The sequence below is a fragment of the Janibacter limosus genome (assembly GCF_004295485.1).
GTDB lineage: Bacteria > Actinomycetota > Actinomycetes > Actinomycetales > Dermatophilaceae > Janibacter > Janibacter limosus_A.
In genome coordinates this window covers 2089791-2113858 of record NZ_CP036164.1, presented here as the reverse complement: position 1 = coordinate 2113858, position 24068 = coordinate 2089791, and the positions used below count along the sequence as shown (strand labels likewise).

Genomic DNA, 24068 nt, shown 5'->3' with positions numbered 1-24068 from the left:
CGGCGGTGCCATGGTGATCAGGTGATGCCCCTGATGACGACCCGAGCTGCTACCGCAGCCGAGCTCATTATCTAGGCGCGACGAGCCACCTGCTCGTCGCGCAGACCTCCCGTACCCGGGGGGTCTTTTGCATATGTCGAGCAGGCAGCGACAGACGCAGACGGGTCCGGAGCATCACCCCAGCGACGGACGGGCGCGACGAGCAGGTGTCACACTGCCGCGGGAGGCGACCTCGCCCCCTTCGCCCCGACCGAGAGATCCACGATGCCCAGCTTCCACGTCTACGACACGACCATGCGTGACGGTGCCCAGCAGGAGGGCATCAACCTCTCGGTCGTGGACAAGCTGACGATCGCCCGTCACCTCGACGACCTGGGCGTCACCCACATCGAAGGGGGCTGGCCCGGCGCCAACCCCAACGACACCGAGTTCTTCGCCCGGGCCCGTACCGAGCTCGACCTGCACACCGCGACGCTCGCCGCCTTCGGTGCCACGCGCCGTGCGGGCAGCTCCGCTGCCAACGACCCGCAGGTGCAGGCGCTGCTCGACTCCGGCGCAGCGGTCGTCACCCTGGTGGCCAAGATGCACCCCGGCCACGTCGAGCGGGCGCTGAGGACCACCCGTGAAGAAAACCTCGCAATGATCACCGACACGGTGAGCCACCTGCGGGCGCAGGGCCGCACCGTCATCGTCGACGGCGAGCACTTCTTCGACGGCTACCACCTCGACCGCGACTACGCGCTGGCCTGCGTGCGCGCCGCCCACGAGGCGGGCGCCGAGGTCGTCGCCGTGTGCGACACCAACGGAGGGATGCTGCCCGGCCAGGTGAGCACCGCGGTGGCTGACGTCATCGAGTCGACCGGTGCGCGCCTGGGGATCCACTGCCACAACGACACCGGGTGCGCGGTGGCCAACACGATGGCGGCGGTCGAGGCCGGCGCCGACCACGTGCAGGGCACGGTCAACGCCTACGGCGAGCGCACCGGCAACGCCGACCTGATCACCGTCGTCGCCAACCTCCAGCTCAAGCTCGGGATGGACCTCGTGGAGCCGCACCGGCTGCAGGACGCCACGCGCATCGCGCACGCTGTGAGCGAGGTGGCCAACTTCCCGCACTTCTCCCGCCAGCCCTATGTCGGCTCGGGGGCCTTCGCGCACAAGGCCGGCCTGCACGCGAGCGCGATCAAAGTCGACCCGGACCTCTACCAGCACATCGAGCCCAAGGACGTCGGCAACGACATGCGCATGCTCGTCTCCGACATGGCCGGGCGGGCCACGGTGGAGCTCAAGAGCCGCGAGTTCGGCGTCGACCTCTCGGGTGACGACGCAGCCCTCACCCGGGTCCTGGCCAAGGTCAAGCAGCTGGAGCAGCAGGGCTACACCTTCGACGCGGCCGACGCGTCCTTCGAGCTGCTGCTGCGTCGGGAGCTGGAGGAAGGCGCCCTCGAGTACGCCACCATCGAGTCCTGGCGGATCATGATCGACGCGCGCGGTGGAGACCACGCCCTCTCGGAGTCGACGGTCAAGGCCGTCGCCGGCGGGCAGCGTCTCGTCGCGACGGGGGAGGGCAATGGCCCGGTCAACGCGCTCGACCAGGGGCTGCGCCAGGCGCTGTCGGTCGTCTACCCGGAGCTCGAGCGGATCGAGCTCATCGACTACAAGGTGCGCATCCTCGACGCCGCCCACGGCACCGACGCCACGACGCGGGTGCTCATCGAGCACAGTGACGAGCACACGTCCTGGACGACGGTGGGCGTCGCACCCAACATCGTCGAGGCCTCCTGGGAGGCGCTCGTCGACGGCATCACCTACGGGCTGATGCGCGCGGGCGTGCCCGTCCGCTGAGGCGCGGCGGCCCCACTTCGCCCCCCACCGCCGGGTGGAGGTAAACGCGCGGGTGATTCGTCGGCGAGCCCACATCCACCCGGGCGCCCCGACCGACGGGTGGAGGTATACACGCGGGCGAAAGGTCCGCGTGTATACCTCCACCCGGCGACCGGGGGACAGGGGCGGGGACGGAGGGTTCGAGCCTCAGGCGCCGGCCACGTGGCCGAAGCGGTGCCGGGTCGTGCTGACCGCCTGCTCCCTGACGAAGGGGAGGAGCTCGCGTCGTCCCGTGGCCAGGACCTCACCGGTGATGACGTCGACACCAGCGGCGACGAGGTCGTCGACGAGCGATGCCGGAGCGCCGCCGACGGCACGGACCCGCACGTCGCTCGCGTGCCCCGCCCGGGCGAGGAAGGCGCTGTCGCTCTCGGTGACGACCTGCACGTGCCCGATGCTGCTCGGCAGGCTGAGCGACGGGACCGCCGACACAGTGACATGGGCCCCGGTCAGGGTCGCTGCGGCGACGAGCCGTAGGACCTCGACCAGCCGGGCGCCCTCACCGGCCCGCACGAGCACCCGTGGGTGGGCGCGGTAGCGGAAGACATTGGTCTCGACGACGAGGTTGCTCTCGTCGTGCTCGACACCGAGCTCGCTCGCCCAGGCGGCGGCGTCACTGGCGATCGCCGCCTCGAGCCAGCCCCGCTCGTCGTCGGCCACGCGATCACCGAGCGCTGCCAGCTGCGCGTCGACGGTCGCGCGGACCGCGGAGGTGACGGACGCTCCCTTCGTCGGCAGTCCGTCGCTCGTCCACGTGCCGAGCTGGGCGATGTAGTTGGGGCCGCCCGCCTTGGCGCCGGGGCCGATGGAGCTGGCCTTCCACCCGCCGAAGGACTGGCGGCGCACGATGGCACCGGTGATGTGCCGGTTGACGTAGGCATTGCCGACCGCGGCCGCGTCCGTCCAGCGCAGGATCTCGCCCTCGTCGAGGCTGTGCAGCCCGCCCGTGAGGCCGAAATCGGTCGCGTTCTGCAGCTCGATGGCCTCGTCGAGGGAGTCGGCGCGCATGAGTCCGAGCACGGGACCGAAGACCTCGGTGAGGTGGAAGAAGGACCCGGGACGCACCCCGTCCTTGACGCCCGGCGACCACAGCCGGCCGGTGTCGTCGAGCTGCTTGGGCTCGACCAGCCAGGTCTCGCCGGGCTCGAGCGTGGTGAGCGCCCGGAGCAGCTTGCCGCTCGGCGCCTCGATGACCGGACCCATCCGGGTGCCGAGGTCGCTCGGCCAGCCGACGGCGATGGACTCGACGGCGTCGACGAGCTGGCGGCGGAACCGCGGGGAGTCGGCGATCGAGCCGACGAGGATGCCGAGCGAGGCGGCCGAGCACTTCTGCCCGGCGTGGCCGAAGGCGGAGGAGACGAGGTCGGCGACGGCCAGGTCGATGTCGGCGGACGGGGTGATGATCAGGGAGTTCTTGCCCGAGGTCTCGCCGAGGACGCGGGCACCCTCGGAAAGGCCGGCCCGCCACCCGGCGAAGAGCCGCGCGGTCTCGCTGGCACCGGTGAGTACGACGGCGTCGACACCGGGGTGGGCGACGAGGTGCTGACCGACCTCGTCCTCGTCGGTGCGCACGACCTGCAGCACGTCCTCGGGGATGCCCGCGGCGTGCAGCGCCGCCACGGTGACCTCGACGCACACGGGGGTCTGCGGGGCCGGCTTGATGATGACGGCCGAGCCCGCGGCGAGGGCCGCGAGCACGCCACCGATGGGGATAGCGACGGGGAAGTTCCACGGCGGGGCCACCAGCGTCAGGGCGAAGGGGGTGAACCTCGCCCCGTCGGTCATCGGCCCGTCCTCGAGCTCGAGGGCCCGGTCGGCGTAGTAGCGGGCGAAGTCGACGGCCTCCGAGATCTCTGGGTCGGCCTCGGCGATGGTCTTGCCGGCCTCCGCTGCCATGACCGCCAGCAGCTCCTCACGACGGCTGTCGATCTCACGAGCGGCCTTGCGCAGCAGGTCTGCTCGCTCCGTGGCGGGCCGCGCCGCCCAACTCTGCTGCGCGGTGCGCGCGACGTCGACGACGTCGTCGACCGCCTCGGTGATGGCCAGGTGGGGTGAGGTCGGTTCGGGGCGCGCGGCGGTGACGGCGCGGGCGGCCCACTCACGGGTGGCGGGCAGGGCCGGGTCGGAGTCGGGGGTGTTGTCGAAGTCGTCACCGATCGGGGCGCGCTCGGCGGAGCGGCGCGGGCCGACGGGGACGGACCCGATGTCCTCGATGCTGGCGCGGAAGCGGCGCTCCTGGTCGGGCATGGCGGCCGGGTCGTCGGCGAAGGAGGCGTGGATGTAGTTCTCCGGCGAGGCGGTCTCCTCGAGGCGGCGCACGAGGTAGGAGACGGCTGCGTCGAAGTCCTTGGGCGCGACGACCGGCGTGTAGAGGATCACCGTGCCGACCTCGTCGCGCACGGCCCGGGCCTGCGCGGGCGACATGCCCTGGAGCATCTCGACGTCGAGGGAGTCCTGGACACCACGGTGCTGCGCGAGCAGGTGCGCGGCGGCGACGTCGTAGAGGTTGTGCGAGGCGACGCCCAGGCGCAGGGCCCCGGCGAGCTCGGGGCGCAGCGCGCGCTCGATGCAGCGCAGGTAGTTGGCGTCGACGTCGGCCTTGGTCGGGTAGGGCGCCTGCTCCCAGCCGTGCATGGCCGCCTCGACGCGCTCCATCGCGAGGTTGGCGCCCTTGACGAGGCGGATCTTGATCGGAGCGCCGCCGGCGTCGCGGCGCCCGATCGCGAAGTCGACGAGCCGCTCCATCGCGGGCAGGGCGTCGGGCAGGTAGCCCTGCAGGACGATGCCGGCCTCGAGGTCGTGGAACTGCGGCTCGGACAACAGGGTCATGAAGACCTCCATCGTCATCTCGAGGTCGCGGTACTCCTCCATGTCGAGGTTGACGAAGGCGTGCGGCGTGGACGCCTTGGCGGTCTCGTAGAGCGGCCGCAGCCGGGTCAGGCAGCGCTCGACGGTGCCGTCGGTGTCCCAGGTACTGATCTGGCTGACGAGCGAGGAGACCTTGATCGAGGCGTAGTCGACGTCGGCGCGCTCGAGGATCTCGCGGGTGCGCTCGGTGCGCGCGGCCGCCTCGCTCTCGCCGAGCACGGCCTCGCCGAGGAGGTTGATGTTGAGTCGGAACCCGTCCTCGCGGGCGGCAGCCAGGTGCTTGCCGAGCTTCGGGTCACGGGCGTCGACGATGAGGTGGCCGACCATCTGCTTCATCCGGGCGCGGGCGGCGGGCACGACGACCTGGGGGGCGATCTTCGCCGCACGGGCACCGAGGCCGAGGAGGCTGCGGTCGAGGGTGCCGAGGAAGGACGCGGAGTCCGACGCGGTGATCCTGTTCAGCGCAGTCGCGGCGACCGTGTTGTCCTCGGGGCGGGCGACGCGGTCGACGAAGAAGACCGCGAGGTCGAGCCCGGCGTGGTCGGACAGCAGGGCGGCCAACTGACCGGTCGTCTGCGCCTCGCGCCTGGTCTCCCCGGCGTGGGCGGCAGCGGACCACCGCTCGGCGAGGGCGATCGCGTCCTCGACGAAGGGGGCGAAGGCTGCGGTGCTCGGGTCGGTCGGCGCAGAGGTGGTGGTCATGTCTTCGACGGTAGGTGCCGGTCGTGGCCATCGCCACAGACACCTGTCCTACCGAGTGGGTCGACTGGCATACATTTGTCTGATGGCAGACGTGCAGGACCTCGTCGACGAGGCGTCCGCGATCCTCCTCGCCCCGGTGACCCTGGAGGACCGGCGCTTCCGCCTGCTCGCCTTCGCCGCCCACGCGGGCGATGTCGACAGCGTGCGGGCCGAGACCGTCCTCTCCCGCGGGGCGCACCCGCGCACGCGCGAGTGGTTCGAGAGCTTCGGCATCGCCCGGGCGAGCGGCCCGGTGCACATCCCGGCCGACGAGGAGCGGGGGACCGCGGCCCGCCTGTGCTTGCCGGCCCGGTGGCGTGGCGTTGTCCAGGGATACCTGTGGGCGGTCGAGCCGCCCGAGGGCCTGTCGCTCGAGCGGGTCCGCGCCGCAGGCGTGCTCGCCGACCAGGCTGGCGAGCACCTTGCCCGGCTCGCCTCGCGCCGTCGTGAGACCGAGCGGCTCGTCCTCGACCTGCTCGACGCGGAGCCGGGTGCGCGCACCGGTCCGGCGCGTGAGCTCGCTGACGAGCTCGCCGTCGACCCGGCAACGCGGGCTGGTGTCGTCGTCCTCGGAGCGGCGCCCGGCGTCCGGCTGCGCGCCGAGGAGGTCCACGGGCCGCGTGGGCTGCCGCGCCGCATCGGGGTCGCCGAGCGCTCCGGCGATCTCCTCCTCGTCGTCCCGGCCGCCAGCGACGCCGAGGTCCAGTCCGCGGCCGAGACGGCGCTGCGCGCCGCCGACCGGGTCGTCGACGAGCAGGTCGTCGCCGGGGTGGGCGATCTCGTGCCCCTCACCGAGGTGGCTCGGTCCCTGCGCGAGGGGAGGGCCGCCCTTCGTGTCGTGCGTCCGACGAGCCCCGGTGCGCCATCGCTGCCGGCAGCCGCACGGGTCCACCCGTGGTCCTCGCTCGGCATCGAGCGGCTGCTCGGCGGCACGGCCGGTGACGAGCTGCTCGAGGCGGTGCGCACCCCGGCGGTCGCCGAGCTGCTCGCTGCCGCACCGGAGCTCGTCGAGACCGCCGCCGTCTACCTCGACGAGGCCGGCTCGATGGCCGCCACCTCGCTCCGCCTCGACCTGCACCGGCAGAGCGTCTACGCCCGCCTGCGTCGGATCGAGGCGATCACCGGCCTTGACCTCTCCCGCGGCCGCGACCGGCTCGAGCTGCACCTGGGGCTGCTCGTGCTCGGCGACCGACAGTGACCCTGGTCGCCGCATCCGGTGCTGCCGACGACGAAGGGTCGGCGCGCGCCGAAGTCCTTCGTTGTCCTGTCCGCGGCGGTTGTCGTGCCCGACTTCGGTTTGATGCGCGCCGACCCTCCTTCGTCGTCCGCCTCAGGTCTCCTCCGGAGTCGCTCGGGTCACCAGGCGCTCAGCGATCTGGTAGACGCCGGTCAGCAGCGCGACCGCCGCGGTCACGTGCAGCAGGAGCGCCAGCGCGACGCCGGCGATCATGCCGGCTGCTCGGAACCGGCCCCACAGCAGACCGAGGAGCAGGGGGACGACGACAGCCCCGATCGCGCCGGTGATGAGCTCGACCCACCACACTCGCTCCGCCATCCAAGGAACGCCACCGATGAGGGGGACCCGGACATCGAAGAGGTCAAGTGTGGCGATGACACCCAGCAACGCGGTGAGCGCGAGGGTGCCGACGGCAGTGACCCGCCAGCGCAGTCGCTCGGCCGCCGACCACATGGTGCTGCGGTCCTGGAAGATCGTCCCCAGCGTGACGGCCGTCCACATCAGCCAGCGCCTGATGAGCCCGGTCCCGGTGTCGGCCATGGCTGCTCGGAAGACGAGGTCCGCGCGCTCGCGGTCGATCGTCACCCCGGGCGCGGCGGTGAAGGACCCGCTGACGAGCCCGTCGTGCAGCAGGGCGGCCGGCAGGTGCCGGCCGAGCCGGGGGACGAGCCACAGGAAGATCGAGGGCACCGAGGTCAGGTCGGTGGAGAAGGTCGTCATGTCGACCGGCACGAGCAGCTGCCCGAGCTCCCGGTCGCGGTAGGCCAGCCGGCGCCCCATGTGGAACTCGTCGACGTCCATGTCGAGGGTCCGCTCGAGGACGATGAGCGGGGGCGCGGTCGGGTCGGGCCGGCCCCCGGCCGGCCCGCCGTCGTAGAAGCGACGAGGCTGGGTCTCCAGAGGCATGTCCACCACCCCAGCGTGACACCGACCGGCGTCACTCGGGCAGCAGCAGGTCGCAGACGTCGAGCAGCCGCCGGCGAAGGGAGTTGGACGTCACCATCAGCTCCCGCTGGCGGGCGACGTACTCCGCCTTGCCCTCGCTCGTCTCGATCGCGACGGGGTCCAGGTCGAAGTCCGAGACGTCGTAGGGGGAGGCCTGCATGTCGAGCCGCCGGATGCGCAGCGCGTGGCGGAAGGCGTCGAGCGTGATCTCCGACGGCATCGCCGGAGCGAGCTTGAAGGCCCACTTGTAGGTGTCCATCCCCGCGTGCAGGCAGGCCGGCTGCTCGTGCTCCAGCTGGTCGTCGCGGGTCGGGCGAAGGGAGTTGAGCCCCAGCGCTGTCGGTGTGAAGAAGCGGTATGCGTCGGCATGGCTGCACTTGATCCGGTGCGACTCCACGACGGCGTCGGTCTGCGCCCGGTCGAGGCGAAGGGGGAGCTGCTCGTGCCGCTGCTCGCCCGGCTGCAGGCCGTGGACCATCGCCCACTCGTGCAGCCCGAAGCAGTCGTGGGTCCCCGGCCGCGACAGCGTCGCGGTGAGCAACTGCCTGACGAAGGTGACGGTCCGCTCCCTTCGCCCCACGAAGCCGGCCACGTCCAGGCGGGCCGATCCGTCATCGTCGACGACGTAACCGGACCTCCCTTCGTACTCGGGGGCGTCCGCGAGCTCGACGCCCGGGCCGGGGTGCCAGCGCCGCAGGTGGGAGGGGCGGTGGGCGTAGTACTCGAAGAGGAAGTCCTCGACCGGGTGCCGCTCGCCACGGGCGCGACGACCACGGTGACCGGTGGTCAGCTCGTCGACCGCAGCCTCGTGCGCCCGGGCGCGGGCGAGCCACTCGTCGCGGGGCAGGGTCGTGGAGGTCATCGCAGACAGGGTAGGCAGTCGCCTAGTGTGGGGTTCGTGCGCATCGCGAGATATACCGAAGGTGACGACCCCGTCTACGGGCTCGTCGACGCAGACGGCAAAAAGATCGCCGAGGTGAGCGGGGACCCGTTCTACCAACGCATCGAGCTGACGGGCAAGGTCACGACGGTCGACGAGGTGCGCCTGCTGGCGCCCACCATCCCGCGCAGCAAGGTGATCGGCATCGGCCGCAACTACGCCGACCACGCCGCCGAGATGGGCACGGACGTCCCTGACGAGCCGATGATCTTCCTCATCCCCAACACCGCGGTGATCGGGCCCGGCGACCCGGTCGTCATCCCGACGAAGCTCACCTCGGAGGTCCACTACGAGGGCGAGCTCGCGGTCATCATCGGCCGGATGTGCAAGGACATCGAGCCGGAGGAGGCCAAGAAGGTCATCTTCGGCTACACGATCGCCAACGACGTCTCCGCACGCGACCTGCAGCGCGGCGATGGTCAGTGGGCGCGGGCCAAGGGCATGGACACCTTCTGCCCGCTCGGCCCGTGGATCGAGACCGACCTCGACCCCCAGGACGTCTCGATCCTCACCCGCCGCGACGGCGAGGTCGTCCAGGACGGCCACAGCTCCGACATGGTGCACGGCGTCGCGCACCTCATCAGCCACTGCTCCCGGGCCTTCACCCTGCTGCCCGGCGATGTCATCCTCACCGGCACCCCGGCGGGTGTCGGGCCGGTCGTCGCCGGTCAGCGCGTCGACATCGAGATCGACGCGATCGGCACGCTGTCCAACCCCTTCGTCAACGCCGAGTAGTCGTGGACGTCGCCCGCTCGGTCCCGCTCTTCGTCCTCGCGGCGCTGCTCGAGATCGGTGGGGCGTGGCTCGTCTGGCAGGGCGTGCGTGAGCACCGCGGCTGGTTGTGGATCGGGGCCGGCGTCATCGCGCTCGGCCTCTACGGCGCCGTCGCGACGCTGCAGCCCGATGCCAGTTTCGGCCGGATCCTCGCGGCCTACGGCGGGGTCTTCGTCGCCGGCTCGCTGCTGTGGGGGATGGCCTTCGACGGCTTCCGGCCGGACCGCTTCGACGTCACCGGCGCGCTGCTCTGCCTCGTCGGCGTCGCGGTGATCATGTACGCACCGCGCTCGGCCTGAGCCGTGTACCCGGACACGGTCGAGGTGACGACCGACCTCGTGACGGGCCTGCTGCGGCAGCAGGCCCCGGCGTTGCTCGACGGCCGGGCGCTCGCCCCCTTCGCCCACGGTTGGGACAACGAGATCCTGGCCCTCGGTGACGACCTGCTCGTCCGCTGTCCCCGGCGCGCGCTCGCGGGTGATCTCGTGCGGCACGAGCAGGAGGTGCTGCCGCTGCTCGCTCCCCGGCTGCCCGTGGCCGTGCCCGACATCGTCCACGCCGGCCGGCCGCAGGGGGACTACCCGTGGCACTGGTCGGTCGTGCGCCACCTGCCCGGCACGGTCGCCCTCGACGTGGTCGTGGCGGACCGGGCCCCCTTCGCCCCGCAGCTGGCGAGGGCTCTGACCGCCCTCCACCAACCTGTGGCGGTCGGCGAGCACCCGCCCACGAACGCCTATCGCGGCGTGCCGCTCGCCGACCGCGAGGACGCCACCCGGGAGGCGATCGCGGCTCTCGCGTCGCGACCCATCCACCTGCCGCACGGACGCGAGGTGGACGCCGGGGAGGTGACCCGGCGCTGGGAGTCCTGGTCGAGCGCTCCCGCATGGGGCGGCCCGCCGGTGTGGGTGCACGGCGACGTCCACGCGGGCAATGTCCTGCTGGACCCGGTGGCGCTCATCGACTTCGGCGATGTCACCAGTGGCGACCCGGCGTGCGACCTGGCCGCTGCCTTCCTCCTCTTCGACGCGAAGGGAGCGGACGACTTCATCGCCGAGGTCCAGGCGGTGCGGCCCCACGACGACGCGACGTGGACGCGGGCCCGGGCGTGGGCGCTGCGACTGGCGCTCGCCATCGGGCTCGGGCCCCAGGGCCGGCTGCGCGACGAGTGCGGTCGGGTGCTCGACGACCTCCTGACCTGACGCGGCGGACGAAGGGGGGGGCACCCCCTTCGTCCGGCACCTCACCTCAGACGCGGTGCTGCCACTGGGGCTCGCGCTTGTCGAGGAAGGCCCCGATGCCCTCCCGGGCGTCCGGGGTCAAGGAGTTGTCGACCATGACCTGGGTCATCTGCTCGTAGGCCGCCTCGATCGGCAGGTCGATCTGGTCGTAGAAGGCGCGCTTGCCGATGGCCACCGTGGCCGACGACGCGGTCGCGACGGTGCGCGCCAGCTCGGCGGTCGCGGTGACCAGGTCCTCGTCCGGGACGACGTCGGAGACCAGACCCATCGCGAGTGCCCGGTCGGCCGGGACCATCTCGCCGGTGAGCAGCATCCGCATCGCCTGCTTGCGGGGGACGGCGCGAGAGAGCGCGACCATCGGGGTGGAGCAGAAGAGCCCGATGCGCACGCCCGGCGTGGCGAAGCGAGCGGACTCAGCGGCGACCGCCAGGTCGCACGAGGCCACGAGCTGGCACCCGGCCGCAGTGGCGACGCCCTGGACCCGGGCGATGACCGGCTGCGGGATCTGCTGGACCAGCAGCATCATCCGCGAGCAGACCGAGAAGATCCGCTGCTGCTCCTGCCGGTCGGCGGCCCGGACCTCGGCGAGGTTGTGGCCCGAGGAGAAGACGTGCCCGGCCGTCGCGAGGACGACCGCGTGGACGTCGGTGCGCCGAGCCACCTCCTCGAGGGCGTCGATGACGGCCTCCATGACGGGCAGCGACAGGGCGTTGCGGGTCTGGGGCTGCTCGATGGTGATGGTCGTGACGGTGTCGGTGGTCTCGACGGTGACGAGTGGGGTGGCCATCGACGCAGCATCGCAGAGGGTTCCTGCGGGCGGAAGGGCGAGCGATAGCATCGAGCCATCATGAGCAGCCCCTCCGCAGACAGCCCCGCACCCGCCTCCGCCCCCCGCCTGCGCGTCGCGCCGTCACCGACCGGTGACCCGCACGTCGGCACCGCCTACATGGCGCTGTTCAACCTCGCCTTCGCGCGGCAGCAGGGTGGCTCCTTCATCCTGCGCATCGAGGACACCGACCGGGCGCGGTTCAACGAGACGAGCGAGCAGCAGCTCTACGACACCCTCGGGTGGCTCGGGCTGACCTGGGACGAGGGCCCGGACGTCGGCGGCCCCTACGCGCCGTACCGGCAGAGCGAGCGGCTGGAGACCTACCGCCCCTACGTCGACAAGCTCGTCGAGGACGGCCACGCCTACTACTGCTGGTGCTCCACCGAGCGCCTGACGGCGATGCGCGAGCGGCAGCAGAAGCTCAAGCTGCCCACCGGGTACGACCGCCTGTGCGTGGGCAAGACGCAGGAGGAGCGCGCCCAGCTCGAGGGCTACAACGAGACGCCGGTCGTGCGGATGCTCGTGCCCGACGACGCGCCGACGACGTTCGAGGACGTCATCCGCGGCACCGTCTCCGCGCCGCGTCCGGACGACCAGGTGATCCTCAAGGCCGACGGCTTCCCGACCTACCACATGGCCGTCGTCGTCGACGATCACGAGATGGGCATCACCCACGTCGTGCGCGGCGAGGAGTGGATCTCCTCGACGCCCAAGCACGTGCTGCTCTACCAGTGGCTGGGTCTGCAGGCACCGAAGTTCGCCCACATGCCCCTGCTGCGCAACCAGAACAAGTCCAAGATCTCCAAGCGCAAGAACCCCGAGGCGCGCCTGACGTGGTTCAAGGAGCACGGCTACCTGCCCGAGGCCGTCGTCAACTTCCTCGGCCTGCTGGCCTACCCACCGGCGAAGGGGGAGAGCGGCGAGGACGTCGAGAAGTTCACCGTCGAGGAGTTCAGCCGCGACTTCGCCTGGAGCAAGGTCAACACCGTCGGCCCGATCTTCGACCTCAAGAAGCTCGAGTGGCTCAACGGCGCGTGGATCCGTGGTCTGGAGCTCGAGGACTTCACCTCGCGGCTGCTGCCGTACCTGCAGGCCGACGGCGTGCTCGGTGACAACCCGTCCCTGGGGGAGCTGGCCCGGCTGAAGTCGGTCGCCGAGCTGATCCAGACCCGCATCGCCCTGCTCACCGAGGCCTCGGCCATGGTGCGGCCCTTCTACACGCAGGACGCGGCGCTGCCGATCGACGACGACGCGCGCGCCGGGCTCAAGGACAACGCGGGCGAGGTGCTCGACGCCGCGATCGTCGCGCTCGAGGGCCTGCAGGTGCCGGCCGGTGTGCTCTCGCAGGAGAGCCGCGACGGCAACGAGTGGCACGCCGAGCAGATCGAGGCGACGCTGCGCGCGGCGATCGTCGAGGGCCTGGGCATCAAGCCCAAGCTGGCCTTCGGCCCCCTTCGTACCGCGGTGTCCGGCGCGCGGATCAGCCCGCCGCTCTTCGAGTCGATGGAGATCCTCGGGCAGCCCTCGACGCTGGCGCGGCTGCGTGCGCTGCGCGCGTCGCTGGCTTGAGCGACGATTTGGGGTGGCGGGTGATGACGGGTAGCATCATCACTCGGTTCACAGCCCGCGCGGAGTTCGCTCCGAAGGGGCCGTGATACCCCCTTGGGGTATGGTGTAATTGGCAACACGGCTGATTCTGGTTCAGTTGTTCTAGGTTCGAGTCCTGGTACCCCAGCGAATCGAGTGCTTGCTGCCACTCGATTTCGGAAAGTGGCCTTCCTCCGGGTAGGGTTCTCTCCGTTGCCCAGCCGGTTCGCCGGTCTGGGAAGTGCATAGGGCCCCGTTGTGTAGCGGCCTAGCACGCCGCCCTCTCACGGCGGTAGCGCGGGTTCGAATCCCGTCGGGGCTACAGTGAGACAAGGCCCCCGCTCTTCGGAGCGGGGGCCTTTGTCGTGTCTGCTCGCACGCATCGTGCGCTCCTGGTCGGCAGGGGTGGCGCGCTGCCGATGTCCTTCGTCGTCGTGTGGTCACGTCGTCGTTCTCGACATCGGCTTGATGCTGCGCCACCCCTCCTGCCCGTACGCGCCGAGGGGGCTTGCCCGGGGCGCGTCCGTCTGCAGGTCAGGTCACTCCTTTGTCGTCCTGCTGCAGCCAGGTCCGTCGCCAAGCCCGGCGTCGTTGATGTCACCCGGATACCCCTCTCCGGGGGTCCGGGTGGCATCAACGACGACAGGTGGTCACGACGACGCCGGGCGACGAGGGCGAAGGGGGGAGCCCCCCTTCGTCACTCCGTGTCGCGGTCGGCGGCCTCGGCGGCCTTGGCGTGCTTGGCCAGGACCTCGGTCAACTTGTTGGCGCCGGCGATGACGGTCGCGGCGTGCAGCCGGCCGGGCTGACGGGAGAGGCGCTCGATCGGACCCGAGATGGACACGGCCGCGATGACGCGCCCGCTGGGGGAGCGCACCGGCGCGGAGACGGACGCGACGCCTGCCTCGCGCTCGCCGACGCTCTGTGCCCACCCGCGGCGTCGCACGCCCGAGAGCATGGTCGCGGTGAAGGCGGCCTCCTGCAGGCCGCGGTGGAGGCGGTCGGGCTCCTCCCACGCGAGCAGGACCTGGGCGGCCGACCCGGCGTGCATGGTCATGGTCGCGCCGACGGGGATCGAGTCGCGCAGGCCCACGGGGCGCTCGGCGGCCGAGACGCAGACGCGGTGCTCGCCCTGCCGGCGGAAGAGCTGGGCGGACTCGTTGGTGTGGTCACGCAGCGCGCCGAGCACGGGGTTGGCCGCGACGAGCAGCTTGTCCTCGCCGGCCGATGCGGCGAGCTCGCCGAGGCGCGGTCCGAGGACGAAGCGCCCCTGCATGTCACGCGCGACGAGCCGATGGTGCTCGAGGGCCACGGCCAGTCGGTGCGCCGTCGGGCGCGCCAGACCGGTCGCCGCGACGAGCTGCGCGAGGGTCGAGGGGCCTGCTTCGAGGGCACCCAACACGATGGCGGCCTTGTCCAGAACGCCAACTCCACTACCGTTGTCCATGGAGTGATACTGACATCTCATGTCGTGAGACGCAAGATCCGGGGCGTCCCGGACGTGGAAATGTCATCGGTGACACATCGTGCCCGCACCGCGGCACACGCAAGGATGGGAAGAGAGACATGGCTGGAACGCTGGCCGAGAAGGTCTGGGGCGAGCACGTCGTCCGACACGTCGACGGGGAGCCCGACCTCCTCTACATCGACCTGCACCTCCTGCACGAGGTGACGAGTCCGCAGGCCTTCGAGGGGCTGCGCATCGCCGGTCGCCAGGTCCGTCGACCCGACCTCACCCTCGCGACCGAGGACCACAACGTCCCGACGACGCCCGGGCCCATCACCGACCCGGTGAGCAAGATCCAGGTCGAGACGCTGCGGGACAACTGCGCCGAGTTCGGCGTGCGGCTCTACCCGATGGGGGATGCCGAGCAGGGCATCGTCCACGTCGTCGGCCCCCAGCTGGGTCTGACCCAGCCGGGCATGACCGTCGTCTGCGGCGACAGCCACACGAGCACCCACGGTGCCTTCGGCGCGCTCGCCTTCGGCATCGGCACGAGCGAGGTCGAGCACGTGCTCGCCACGCAGACGCTCTCGCTCAACCCCTTCAAGACCATGGCGATCAACGTGACCGGTGAGCTGCAGCCCGGTGTCACCGCCAAGGACGTCATCCTCGCGGTCATCGCCAAGATCGGCACTGGCGGCGGCCAGGGCTACGTCCTGGAGTACCGCGGCGAGGCCATCGAGGCGCTGTCGATGGAAGCCCGGATGACCGTGTGCAACATGTCGATCGAGGCCGGCGCCCGCGCCGGCATGATCGCCCCCGACGACACGACCTTCGACTACCTCAAGGGCCGCGACCACGCCCCGGCAGGGGCCGACTGGGACGCGGCCGTCGAGCACTGGCGCACGCTGCGCTCCGACGACGATGCCGTCTTCGACGCCGAGGTCGACATCGACGCCTCGACGCTCACCCCCTTCGTCACGTGGGGTACCAACCCCGCGCAGGGCTCGCCGCTCGGCGACGCGGTCCCCGACCCCGAGGCGATGCCCGACGAGAACGAGCGCGCCAACGCCGCCAAGGCGCTGGAGTACATGGGCCTGACGGCCGGCACCCCGCTGCGCGAGGTCGCGGTGGACACGGTCTTCGTCGGCTCGTGCACCAACGGCCGCATCGAGGACCTGCGCGCCGTCGCGGAGGTCATCAAGGGACGTCAGGTCGCCGACTCCGTGCGCATGCTCGTCGTGCCGGGCTCGGCCCGCGTGCGCCTGCAGGCCGAGGCCGAGGGCCTGGACAAGGTCTTCACCGAGGCCGGCGCCGAGTGGCGCCTGCCCGGCTGCTCGATGTGCCTGGGCATGAACCCCGACACGCTCGCGCCGGGGGAGCGCTCGGCGTCGACGAGCAACCGCAACTTCGAGGGACGCCAGGGCAAGGGCGGTCGCACGCACCTCGTCAGCCCGCTCGTCGCCGCGGCCACAGCCGTGCGCGGCACGCTGTCGAGTCCCGCCGACCTGGAGCCCACCCCCGCCGACGCCGACCTCGTGACGGCCTGAGGAGCAGCCATGGAAGCCTTCACCACCCACACCGGCACCGGTGTCCCGCTGCGCCGCAGCAATGTCGACACCGACCAGATCATCCCGGCCGTCTACCTCAAGCGGGTCTCGCGGACCGGCTTCGAGGACGGGCTCTTCGCCGCCTGGCGTAATGACGAGACCTTCGTCCTCAACCAGCCCGCCTACCGCGACGGCTCGGTCCTCGTGGTCGGTCCGGACTTCGGCACCGGCTCCTCCCGTGAGCACGCCGTCTGGGCGCTGAAGGACTACGGCTTCAAGGTCGTCATCTCCTCGCGCTTCGCCGACATCTTCCGAGGCAACTCCGGCAAGCAGGGTCTGCTGGCCGCGCAGGTCAGCCAGGACGACGTCGAGCTGCTGTGGAAGTACCTGGAGAACACCCCCGGCGGCGAGATCACCGTCGACCTCACGGCCAAGACCATCACCGCCGGTGAGATCGTCTGCGGCTTCGTCGTCGACGACTACACGCGCTGGCGCCTGCTCGAGGGCCTGGACGACATCGGCCTGACGATGCGTCACGAGCAGGACGTCACCGACTTCGAGACGACTCGTCCGAGCTGGAAGCCGGTCACGCACTCGGCGTGAGTCACGACAGCTCGGCTGTGCGCCGGTGAGGACGAAGGGGGTGCTGCGGCGCCCCCTTCGTCGTGCGGTGGGCGGTCGGTCACGAGGTCGATCGTCAAAGCCGTTGGGGCGCAGGCGAGTTCGTCCCGCTGCCCTGAAGTGGCCGATCTCGTGGCGACGAACGGGGTTGCGGCGCAAAAGAAATGGGGAGGCCCAAATCACACACGAGGCCTGCTGGCACCCCTACCGTCAGAACAGGTCGGGTGCACGACTCGGCTGTCCTTGCCGGAGGATGACCGGCGCCGTACCGCTACGGGAGTGACCGTGAACAAGGCAGAACTCGTCAAGGCTCTCGAGGAGAGGCTCGGCAGCCGCAAGGCCGCCCAGGAAGCGTTGGAGGTCGTGCTCGACACGATCGTCCGCGAGGTCGCCAAGGGAGGCCGAGTCGCCATCACGGGATTCGGCACCTTCGAGAAGGCGGCCCGGGCCGCCCGCACCGGCCGCAACCCGCGCACTGGTGAGGTCGTCAAGATCAAGAAGACCTCGGTCCCGCGCTTCAAGGCGGGCACGAGCTTCAAGGGCTATGTCGCGGACCCGCGCTCGCTGCCCAAGGCTGCTCCGGCCGCGGCACGTGCCGCGGCGGGCACGGTGACTGCCGTGGCCGGGACCGCCCTCGGCATCGCCGAGGGAGCGATCCCGGGACGCCGGTCGAAGAAGTCGGCATCGACGTCCACGGCTGCTCCGGCGAAGAAGAGCACGGCGAAGAAGGCTCCGGCCAAGAAGACCACGGCCAAGAAGTCCACGGCCAAGAAGGCCGCACCCGCGAAGAAGACGTCGACGGCCAAGAAGGCATCGACGACGAAGGCGGCGCCGGCGAAGAAGTCGTCGACCACGAAGAAGGCCACCCCGGCCAAGAAGACGACCGCGACGTCGTCCACGGCGAAGAAGGCGACCCCCGCCAAGAAGACGTCGACGGCCAAGAAGGCCACCCCGGCCAAGAAGTCGACGCCGGCGAAGAAGACCACCGCGCAGAAGGCTGACTCCAGCGGCAGCTGAGCCGACAGGGTGAGGGGCCGGTGACCATCGCGGTCACCGGCCCCTCACCCTCTGGGCCTCGCAGGGTCAGCCGATCGTCTCGCCGTCGCCGATGCCCACGATCCACACTCGGGTGACTGCGGAGCCCTCGACGGTGATGCTCACCCGCTGACCGGGGCGCAGGAAGCGCAGGCCGCTCGCGGCGAAGACGGACGGCTCGGCCGACAGCCGCAGACCGTCGTCGGTGACGACGACGGTGGCGCCGTCGGGGGCGTGGGAGAAGACGGTGGCTTGCACGAGATCGAGCGTATCCGTGGCTTAGTGTGAGGGCTCACAGAGGTGGCCCGGGGTCGAGGGACTCACGGGCGAGCGCAGAAGAGGTGACATGGTCGTCCACCGCACCCCCACCCCGATCATGTACCGGGTGGTCGCCGGGATCCTGCGCACGGGGATGCGTGCCGTGGCGCGCTACGAGGTCACCGGCATCGAGCACGTCCCCACGCAGGGTGGCTTCCTCCTCACGCCCAACCACGTGTCGCACGTCGACCCCTTCCCGTGGGCGCACGTCCTCTACAACCATGGCCACAGCCCGGTCTTCCTGGCCAAGGGCAGCCTCTTCGAGACCCCTGTCGTCGGCTGGGTCCTGCGTCACGCCAAGCAGGTACGCGTCGATCGTGAGACCGACCGGGCGCGCGAGGCCCTGCCTCACGCCGCCCGGGCGCTCGCGGCGGGGGAGTGCGTCGTCATCTACCCAGAGGGCTCGCTCACGCGCGACCCCGACCTGTGGCCGATGCGGGGCAAGACCGGCGCGGCCCGCCTGGCCCTGCAGACCGGGGCGCCGGTGATCCCGGTCGCGCAGTGGGGACCTCAGGACCTGCTGCCGCGCTACGCCCGGCGACCTCGGCTCTCCCGGCACCGCACCCTCATGCAGATCCGGTTCGGTGTGCCGGTCGGGCTGGGCGACCTGACCGGTCCAGAGGCTCCAGAGACCCCCGTCGCCGTCGCCACCGCGACCGACCGCATCATGGCCGCCATCACGCACGAGCTCGAGCAGCTGCGTGGGCAGCGCGCCCCGACGACCCGATTCGACCCCGCGGCCCATGGCCTGCGGGTCACCGGCAACTATCGATCAGGAGATGACCAATGAGTCACATCGCAGTCTTCGGTGCCGGGAGCTGGGGCACCGCCTTCGCCACGATCCTCGCCCACGGCGGCAACGACGTCCGGGTCTGGGGCCGTCGCCCCGAGCTCGTCGCCCAGATCAACTCCGGCGTCAACGAGGACTACCTGCCGGGTGTGGACCTCCCGTCGGGGATCAGCGCGTCGACCGATCCTGCCGAGGTGACCGACGGCGCCGAGATCGTCATCCTGTCGGTGCCCTCCCAGTCCCTGCGCACCAACCTCGCCGACTGGGGGCCGCTGCTGCACGACGACAAGATCGTCGTCTCCCTGATGAAGGGCATCGAGCTGGGGACCACCAAGCGGATGAGCGAGGTGATCCACGAGGTCGCCGGCGTCCCCAGCGAGCGCATCGCCGTGGTGAGTGGCCCCAACCTGGCCAAGGAGATCGTCCGGCAGCAGCCCGCGGCCAGCGTCGTGGCCTGCCCGGACCTCGAAGCGGCTGACACGGTGGCGGCGGTGTGCTCGACCTCCTTCTTCCGTCCCTACACCTCGACCGATGTCATCGGCGCGGAGCTCGGTGGTGCGGTCAAGAACGTCATCGCGCTCGCCGTCGGCATGGCGTCGGGGTTGGGCTTCGGCGACAACACCAAGGCGACGATCATCACGCGTGGTCTGGCGGAGACCACCCGGCTGGCGATGGCTCTCGGGGCCGACCCACGCACGATGTCCGGCCTCGCGGGCGTCGGTGACCTCATCGCCACCTGCATGTCGCCGCTCTCGCGCAACCACTCCTTCGGCGTCAAGCTCGGCGAGGGCATGTCCGTCGCCGAGGTCACCGAGCAGACCAAGCAGACGGCCGAGGGCGTGAAGTCCTGCGCCTCGATCCTCGACCTGGCCCGGGCACACGGCGTCGACGTGCCGATCACCGAGCAGGTCAACCGCGTGGTGCACGAAGGCGTCTCGCCCCAGGACATGGTCAGCGTGCTGCTCTCCCGTGCCCGCAAGCACGAGATGGACTGACTGCGGTCAGCCGATCGCGTCGAGGGCCTGCCGCAGGTCGGCCCACAGGTCGTCCACGTCCTCGACGCCGACGGACAGCCGCACCAGGTTGACCGGCACGGCCTCCGGCTCGCCGGGCTGGCGACGGCGGCGCTCGAGCTGCGACTCGACGCCGCCCAGGCTCGTCGACGCGGACCAGATCCGGGTGCCGGCGGTCAGTGCCTCGGCGGCCGCTGCGCCGTCGCCGTCACCCGCGACGTCCACGGAGACGATCGCCCCCCACCCGGGGTAGCGCACGCGCGCGATCCGCGGGTGGGTGCCCAGCCGCTCGGCGAGGTCGGCGGCGTTGGCGCACGCCCGCTCCAGACGAAGGGAGAGGGTGCGCAGCCCGCGCAGCGCCAGCCAGGCCTCCATGGGGCCGGCGATCGCACCGGCGAGGGTGCGCCGGCGCGCGAGCCGGGTGTGCAGCTCGCGCCCACCGTCGGTGTCGGCGGTGACGGTCAGACCGAGGATGACGTCGGAGTGCCCGGCGAGGTACTTCGTCGCGGAGTGCACGACCACGTCGACGCCGTCCTCCAACGGGCGCTGCAGCAGGGGCGTGGCGAAGGTGTTGTCGACCGCGACGAGCGCGCCCGCCTCGTGGGCCGCGGCGGTCAGGCCGGGGATGTCGGCGAGCTCCAGCAGCGGGTTGGAGGGCGACTCGAGCCAGAGCAGGTCGGCACCCGGCAGCGCCGCGATCACCGCGTCGCTGTCGGTGACGTCCACCCAGCGCACGGCGACCCGACCCTCGGCCTGCGCCTCGGTCAGGGAGACGACGACGCCGTTGTAGGCCGCCGCGGGAGCGACGACGGTCCCGCCCGTGGGGACGAGCGACAGCGCGGCGTGCACGGCCGCCATGCCCGATGCGAAGAGGAGGGCTCGCCCCCCTTCGAGCTCGCCGACGGCCTCCTCGAAGGGGGTCCACGTCGGGTTGTCGACGCGCGCGTAGTTGACCGCACCGTCCTGGATGTAGGTCGAGGTGAAGGTGACCGGGGGGTTCAAGGAGGCGCCGGGCGCACGCTGCGGCCGGCCGAGGGCCACGACCTTGGTGCGGGGGGACAGATCGGTCTGCGCGTCGTGCTCCTGCTGCTCCATGCTCCTGAGGCTAGACGTTAGTCTTCCCCCGATGAGCAGCCATCCCAGCCGCAAGCCCCGCGTCGCCGTCGTCTTCGGCGGCCGGTCCTCCGAGCACGCCGTCTCGTGCGCCACCGCCGCCGGCGTCCTGCGGGCGATCGACCGCGACACCTACGACGTCGTGCCCGTGGGCATCACGCGTGACGGTGCCTGGGTCCTGGCCGCCGACGACCCCGACGCGCTCATGCTCACGCCGGGGAGCACGCCCGAGGTGACCGACACCGGGACCGAGGTGATCCTGCCCACCCGCGTGGGGCAGTCCTCGCTCTCCGTCCACCGCCCCGGCGAGGCGCTCGAGGCCCTCGGCGAGGTCGACGTCGTCTTCCCGCTGCTGCACGGGCCCTACGGCGAGGACGGCACCCTGCAGGGGATGCTCGAGCTCACCGACATCCGCTACGTCGGCTCGGGCGTGCTCGCCTCCGCCGCCGGCATGGACAAGCACTACATGAAGGTCGTCTTCGAGGGGGCCGGCCTGCCCGTGGGCCCCTACGTGGTCATCACCGACACCCAGTGGCGTCGGGACAAGGCCGCGGCGATGGACTCGGTGGGCGCCCTGACCTACCCCGTCTTCGTCAAGCCCTGCCGCGCGGGGTCCTCGATGGGCGTGTCCAAGGTCGATGGCCCCGGCTGCCTCGAGGCGGCGATCGAGGCAGCCCGCGAGCACGACCTCAAGGTCATCGTCGAGTCGGGCATCGTCGGCCGGGAGATCGAGTGCGCCGTCCTGCAGGGGCGCGGCCTGGACGCCCCGCGGACCTCCATGCCGGGCGAGATCGTCGTCGAGGCCGGTCACGGTCACGACTTCTACGACTTCGAGGCCAAGTACCTCGACGAGGCCTCGGTCGTCCTGTCCTGCCCGGCCGACCTGCCGCCGGCGGTCGCCGACGAGGTGCGCCGCCTGGCGGCTGCGGCCTTCGAGTCGCTGGCCTGCGAGGGCCTGTCCCGGGTCGACTGCTTCGTCACCGAGAGTGGCGAGGTGGTCATCAACGAGATCAACACGATGCCCGGCTTCACCCCGCACTCGATGTACCCGCGGATGTGGCAGGCCAGCGGGGTCAGCTACCCCGAGCTCGTCGACGAGCTCATCCAGCTGGCCCTCGAGCGGCCGGTCGGCCTGCGGTAGCCGACCGCTGCTCGCGCTCGCGCGTCAGGTGCACGTGTAGTCGTTGGTCGGCAGCTCCTTGACCGCAGCCGAGAAGGCGGGCAGGAGCAGCGGGCCCGGCCCGTGCTCGCCAGGCACGATGACCTCGATGGCGGGGTCGCGACCGAAGGTGGTCAGGCGGGCGCCGTCACCGAGGTCCTCGGCGACCCACCCGATGCCGTTGACGACGACGCACTGCTCCTCCGTGGGCGGCATCGCGGGCATCCCGCACCGGGCGACGACCGCAGGATCGCCCCAGGCCTTGATCGCGGGGCTGCTCGGGGTGGTCTCGCGAGGCTCGAGTCCCGACACGTCCGTGGGCCAGCGCTCGGCCGCGGCCGTGCACGCCGGGCTGTCGGCGGCCGGTGGGATCCCGACCTCCACGGACCCGCCACACCCGGCGAGCAGCAGCGGGAGGGCGAGGGCACCGGCGAGCGCGGCGTGAGGTCGGCGAGAGGAGGGCACGGACGGGAGGCTACCGTGCGGTGCTGACCCCCCTTCGTCCGAGCGGAGCGTGACCGATGGCCCCCACCCGCCTGTCCGACCTGTCCGAGGGGGACCTGCTCGCCCGCCTCTTCCCGATCTTCGACGGGACGAAGGGAGCCGCCCCGCTCCTCCTCGGCCCCGGCGACGACGCCGCCGTGCTGGGGTCGCCGTCAGGAGCGGTCGTGCTGACGACGGACTCGATGGTCCGGGGCCGCGACTGGCGGGACGACTGGTCGTCCGGCCGCGAGGTCGGGCGCAAGGTCGTGGCGCAGAACCTCGCCGACATCGCCGCCATGGGCGCCGTGCCCACCGGCCTGCTCGTCGCGCTCGCGGCCGACCCGAGCACCGAGCTGGCCTGGGTCCTCGACCTGGCCGAGGGGATCGCCGAGGCCGCCCGGGAGGCCGGTGCACCGGTCGTCGGCGGCGACCTGTCATCGGCCGGCGAGGACATGCTCCTCGTGGCGATCACGGCGACGGGTGACCTGGACGGACGGGCGCCGGTGCGCCGGGACGGGGCGCAGCCGGAGGACGTCGTGGCGGTCTGCGGTGGGCTCGGTCGCTCCGGGGGAGGGCTGCAGCTGCTCCTCGAGGGCCGCGGGCGCACCCATGCCGACGGCGAGCCCGAGCCGGGCGACCGGGCCGTCCACGAGCTGTGTCTCGTGCACCGCACCGCTGGACGACCGCCCTTCGAGCAGGGACCGGTCGCTGCCCGCGCCGGCGCGACGTCGATGATCGACGTCTCCGACGGTCTCGTGCGCGACCTGGGCCGGGTCGCCCGGGCGAGCGGTGTGCGGGTCGAGCTGTCGGGTCGGGCGCTGACCCGGGCGGCAGCGGGCGCGCTCACCGAGGCGCTGGGGGAGGTCGACGCGCTGCGGCAGGTCCTCTCCGGTGGCGAGGAGCACTCGCTGGCGGCCACCTTCCCGGTGGGGGCGGTGCCGCCCGGATGGACGGTCCTGGGAACGTGCGTGGCGGGGGAGCCGGCCGTGCTCGTCGACGGCGCGGTCCCGACGGTCACCGGCTGGGACCATTTCCGGCCCTGACCCCCCCTTCGCCCGCATCTCCTTAAGGTCGTGCGCACCCTTGTCCGCATCTCCTTAAGGTCGTGCGCACCCTTGTCCGCATCTCCTTAAGGAGATGCGCACCTGGGCACGAAAAAGCCGCCGTCCCCCCGGGAGGGGGAGCGGCGGCTCTCGTCAGGCTCGGGTCAGCGCTTGACCTTGCCGGCCTTGAGGCATGAAGTGCAGACATTGAGACGCTTCGGGGTCACCCCGGCCTCGCCCACCTTGGCGCGAACGCGCTGGATGTTGGGGTTCCAGCGACGCTTGGTGCGGCGGTGCGAGTGCGAGATGGAGTGTCCGAAGGACGGTCCCTTGCCGCAGACGTCGCAGTTGGCAGCCACGGGTTTCTCCTGTGTTCGTCAGTAAGTGAGTGATGCTGCTCGATCGCTCCACCCGAAGGGGGCGCGTCACCGGGCAACCGGTACAGAGTAGCCGAGG

General features: G+C 71.5%; 22 protein-coding genes and 2 tRNA genes. 15 read left to right on the top strand and 9 right to left on the bottom strand.

Annotated features, from left to right (window positions below):
• The first annotated feature begins 264 nt into the window (after positions 1–264).
• On the top strand, positions 265–1845 hold the full coding sequence (cimA, locus tag EXU32_RS10090; protein ID WP_130629791.1) for a citramalate synthase: 1581 nt from the start codon (positions 265–267) through the stop codon (positions 1843–1845).
• Positions 1846–2031: 186 nt separating this feature from the next.
• Here cimA and EXU32_RS10085 read toward each other — a convergent pair whose 3' ends face one another.
• Positions 2032–5454, bottom strand: coding sequence for a bifunctional proline dehydrogenase/L-glutamate gamma-semialdehyde dehydrogenase (locus EXU32_RS10085; protein WP_130629790.1), 3423 nt, complete (start codon positions 5452–5454; stop codon positions 2032–2034).
• 82 nt (positions 5455–5536) lie between these two features.
• Here EXU32_RS10085 and EXU32_RS10080 point away from each other — a divergent pair, with 82 nt between their 5' ends.
• The gene (locus tag EXU32_RS10080; RefSeq protein ID WP_165399640.1) at positions 5537–6691 is read left to right on the top strand and encodes a PucR family transcriptional regulator; all 1155 of its coding nucleotides are present in this window, start codon (positions 5537–5539) and stop codon (positions 6689–6691) included.
• 132 nt (positions 6692–6823) lie between these two features.
• Here the strand turns inward: EXU32_RS10080 and EXU32_RS10075 are convergent, their stop codons facing one another.
• Positions 6824–7636 carry a DUF1353 domain-containing protein gene (locus tag EXU32_RS10075; RefSeq protein ID WP_130629788.1) on the bottom strand — a complete coding sequence of 271 codons (813 nt, stop codon included), beginning with the start codon at positions 7634–7636 and terminating at the stop codon, positions 6824–6826.
• 31 nt (positions 7637–7667) lie between these two features.
• A complete protein-coding gene (locus EXU32_RS10070) occupies positions 7668–8537 on the bottom strand; it encodes a 3-methyladenine DNA glycosylase (RefSeq protein ID WP_130629787.1) in 870 nt (289 codons plus the stop codon).
• A 36-nt stretch (positions 8538–8573) separates the two neighbouring features.
• Between EXU32_RS10070 and EXU32_RS10065 the strand changes: the two genes are divergently transcribed.
• Genes EXU32_RS10065 through EXU32_RS10055 form a run of 3 tightly spaced genes read left to right on the top strand, consistent with a single transcriptional unit; the run spans position 8574 to position 10588 of the window.
• Positions 8574–9350 carry a fumarylacetoacetate hydrolase family protein gene (locus EXU32_RS10065; protein ID WP_130629786.1) on the top strand — a complete coding sequence of 259 codons (777 nt, stop codon included), beginning with the start codon at positions 8574–8576 and terminating at the stop codon, positions 9348–9350.
• A gap of 2 nt (positions 9351–9352) precedes the next feature.
• Complete coding sequence (locus EXU32_RS10060; RefSeq protein ID WP_130629785.1) at positions 9353–9688, top strand: YnfA family protein; 336 nt, start codon at positions 9353–9355, stop codon at positions 9686–9688.
• A 3-nt stretch (positions 9689–9691) separates the two neighbouring features.
• Positions 9692–10588: an aminoglycoside phosphotransferase family protein gene (locus EXU32_RS10055; protein ID WP_130629784.1), complete on the top strand. Its 897-nt coding sequence runs from the start codon at positions 9692–9694 to the stop codon at positions 10586–10588.
• 46 nt (positions 10589–10634) lie between these two features.
• Here the strand turns inward: EXU32_RS10055 and EXU32_RS10050 are convergent, their stop codons facing one another.
• The gene (locus tag EXU32_RS10050; RefSeq protein WP_130629783.1) at positions 10635–11414 is read right to left on the bottom strand and encodes an enoyl-CoA hydratase; all 780 of its coding nucleotides are present in this window, start codon (positions 11412–11414) and stop codon (positions 10635–10637) included.
• A gap of 60 nt (positions 11415–11474) precedes the next feature.
• Between EXU32_RS10050 and gltX the strand changes: the two genes are divergently transcribed.
• The 3 genes from gltX to EXU32_RS10035 all read left to right on the top strand — a co-directional run bounded on the left by gltX (position 11475) and on the right by EXU32_RS10035 (position 13365).
• A complete protein-coding gene (gene gltX / locus EXU32_RS10045; RefSeq protein WP_130629782.1) occupies positions 11475–13025 on the top strand; it encodes a glutamate--tRNA ligase in 1551 nt (516 codons plus the stop codon).
• A gap of 94 nt (positions 13026–13119) precedes the next feature.
• Positions 13120–13191 (top strand) — tRNA-Gln (locus tag EXU32_RS10040).
• Between the two features lie 101 nt (positions 13192–13292).
• Positions 13293–13365: transfer RNA gene (locus tag EXU32_RS10035), tRNA-Glu, on the top strand.
• A 375-nt stretch (positions 13366–13740) separates the two neighbouring features.
• Here the strand turns inward: EXU32_RS10035 and EXU32_RS10030 are convergent.
• On the bottom strand, positions 13741–14490 hold the full coding sequence (locus EXU32_RS10030) for an IclR family transcriptional regulator (RefSeq protein WP_055992452.1): 750 nt from the start codon (positions 14488–14490) through the stop codon (positions 13741–13743).
• Positions 14491–14609: 119 nt separating this feature from the next.
• Between EXU32_RS10030 and leuC the strand changes: the two genes are divergently transcribed.
• The 3 genes from leuC to EXU32_RS10015 all read left to right on the top strand — a co-directional run bounded on the left by leuC (position 14610) and on the right by EXU32_RS10015 (position 17675).
• Positions 14610–16037, top strand: a complete 1428-nt coding sequence (gene leuC / locus EXU32_RS10025) for a 3-isopropylmalate dehydratase large subunit (protein ID WP_130629781.1) — start codon at positions 14610–14612, stop codon at positions 16035–16037.
• A gap of 9 nt (positions 16038–16046) precedes the next feature.
• On the top strand, positions 16047–16640 hold the full coding sequence (gene leuD, locus EXU32_RS10020; protein ID WP_130629780.1) for a 3-isopropylmalate dehydratase small subunit: 594 nt from the start codon (positions 16047–16049) through the stop codon (positions 16638–16640).
• Positions 16641–16943: 303 nt separating this feature from the next.
• Positions 16944–17675 (top strand): HU family DNA-binding protein, encoded by a 732-nt coding sequence (locus EXU32_RS10015; RefSeq protein WP_165399639.1) that lies wholly within the window; start codon positions 16944–16946, stop codon positions 17673–17675.
• Between the two features lie 66 nt (positions 17676–17741).
• Here the strand turns inward: EXU32_RS10015 and EXU32_RS10010 are convergent, their stop codons facing one another.
• On the bottom strand, positions 17742–17951 hold the full coding sequence (locus EXU32_RS10010; RefSeq protein ID WP_130629778.1) for a hypothetical protein: 210 nt from the start codon (positions 17949–17951) through the stop codon (positions 17742–17744).
• Between the two features lie 88 nt (positions 17952–18039).
• On the opposite strand from EXU32_RS10010, the gene EXU32_RS10005 reads away from it, so the two are divergent.
• Together EXU32_RS10005 and EXU32_RS10000 are read left to right on the top strand one after the other, a co-directional pair.
• The gene (locus EXU32_RS10005; protein WP_130629777.1) at positions 18040–18801 is read left to right on the top strand and encodes a lysophospholipid acyltransferase family protein; all 762 of its coding nucleotides are present in this window, start codon (positions 18040–18042) and stop codon (positions 18799–18801) included.
• On the top strand, positions 18798–19796 hold the full coding sequence (locus tag EXU32_RS10000; protein ID WP_130629776.1) for an NAD(P)H-dependent glycerol-3-phosphate dehydrogenase: 999 nt from the start codon (positions 18798–18800) through the stop codon (positions 19794–19796). The genes EXU32_RS10005 and EXU32_RS10000 overlap by 4 nt, the downstream gene beginning before the upstream one ends.
• A 6-nt stretch (positions 19797–19802) precedes the next feature.
• Here EXU32_RS10000 and EXU32_RS09995 read toward each other — a convergent pair whose 3' ends face one another.
• A complete protein-coding gene (locus EXU32_RS09995; RefSeq protein WP_130629775.1) occupies positions 19803–20909 on the bottom strand; it encodes a trans-sulfuration enzyme family protein in 1107 nt (368 codons plus the stop codon).
• Between the two features lie 31 nt (positions 20910–20940).
• Between EXU32_RS09995 and EXU32_RS09990 the strand changes: the two genes are divergently transcribed.
• The gene (locus EXU32_RS09990) at positions 20941–22068 is read left to right on the top strand and encodes a D-alanine--D-alanine ligase family protein (RefSeq protein WP_130629774.1); all 1128 of its coding nucleotides are present in this window, start codon (positions 20941–20943) and stop codon (positions 22066–22068) included.
• Between the two features lie 24 nt (positions 22069–22092).
• Here the strand turns inward: EXU32_RS09990 and EXU32_RS09985 are convergent, their stop codons facing one another.
• A complete protein-coding gene (locus tag EXU32_RS09985) occupies positions 22093–22551 on the bottom strand; it encodes a DUF3515 family protein (protein WP_130629773.1) in 459 nt (152 codons plus the stop codon).
• 56 nt (positions 22552–22607) lie between these two features.
• Between EXU32_RS09985 and thiL the strand changes: the two genes are divergently transcribed.
• Positions 22608–23612 carry a thiamine-phosphate kinase gene (gene thiL, locus EXU32_RS09980; protein ID WP_130629772.1) on the top strand — a complete coding sequence of 335 codons (1005 nt, stop codon included), beginning with the start codon at positions 22608–22610 and terminating at the stop codon, positions 23610–23612.
• A gap of 164 nt (positions 23613–23776) precedes the next feature.
• On the opposite strand, the gene rpmB is transcribed toward thiL, so the two are convergent.
• Positions 23777–23971 carry a 50S ribosomal protein L28 gene (gene rpmB, locus EXU32_RS09975; protein WP_130629771.1) on the bottom strand — a complete coding sequence of 65 codons (195 nt, stop codon included), beginning with the start codon at positions 23969–23971 and terminating at the stop codon, positions 23777–23779.
• Positions 23972–24068: the final 97 nt, after the last annotated feature.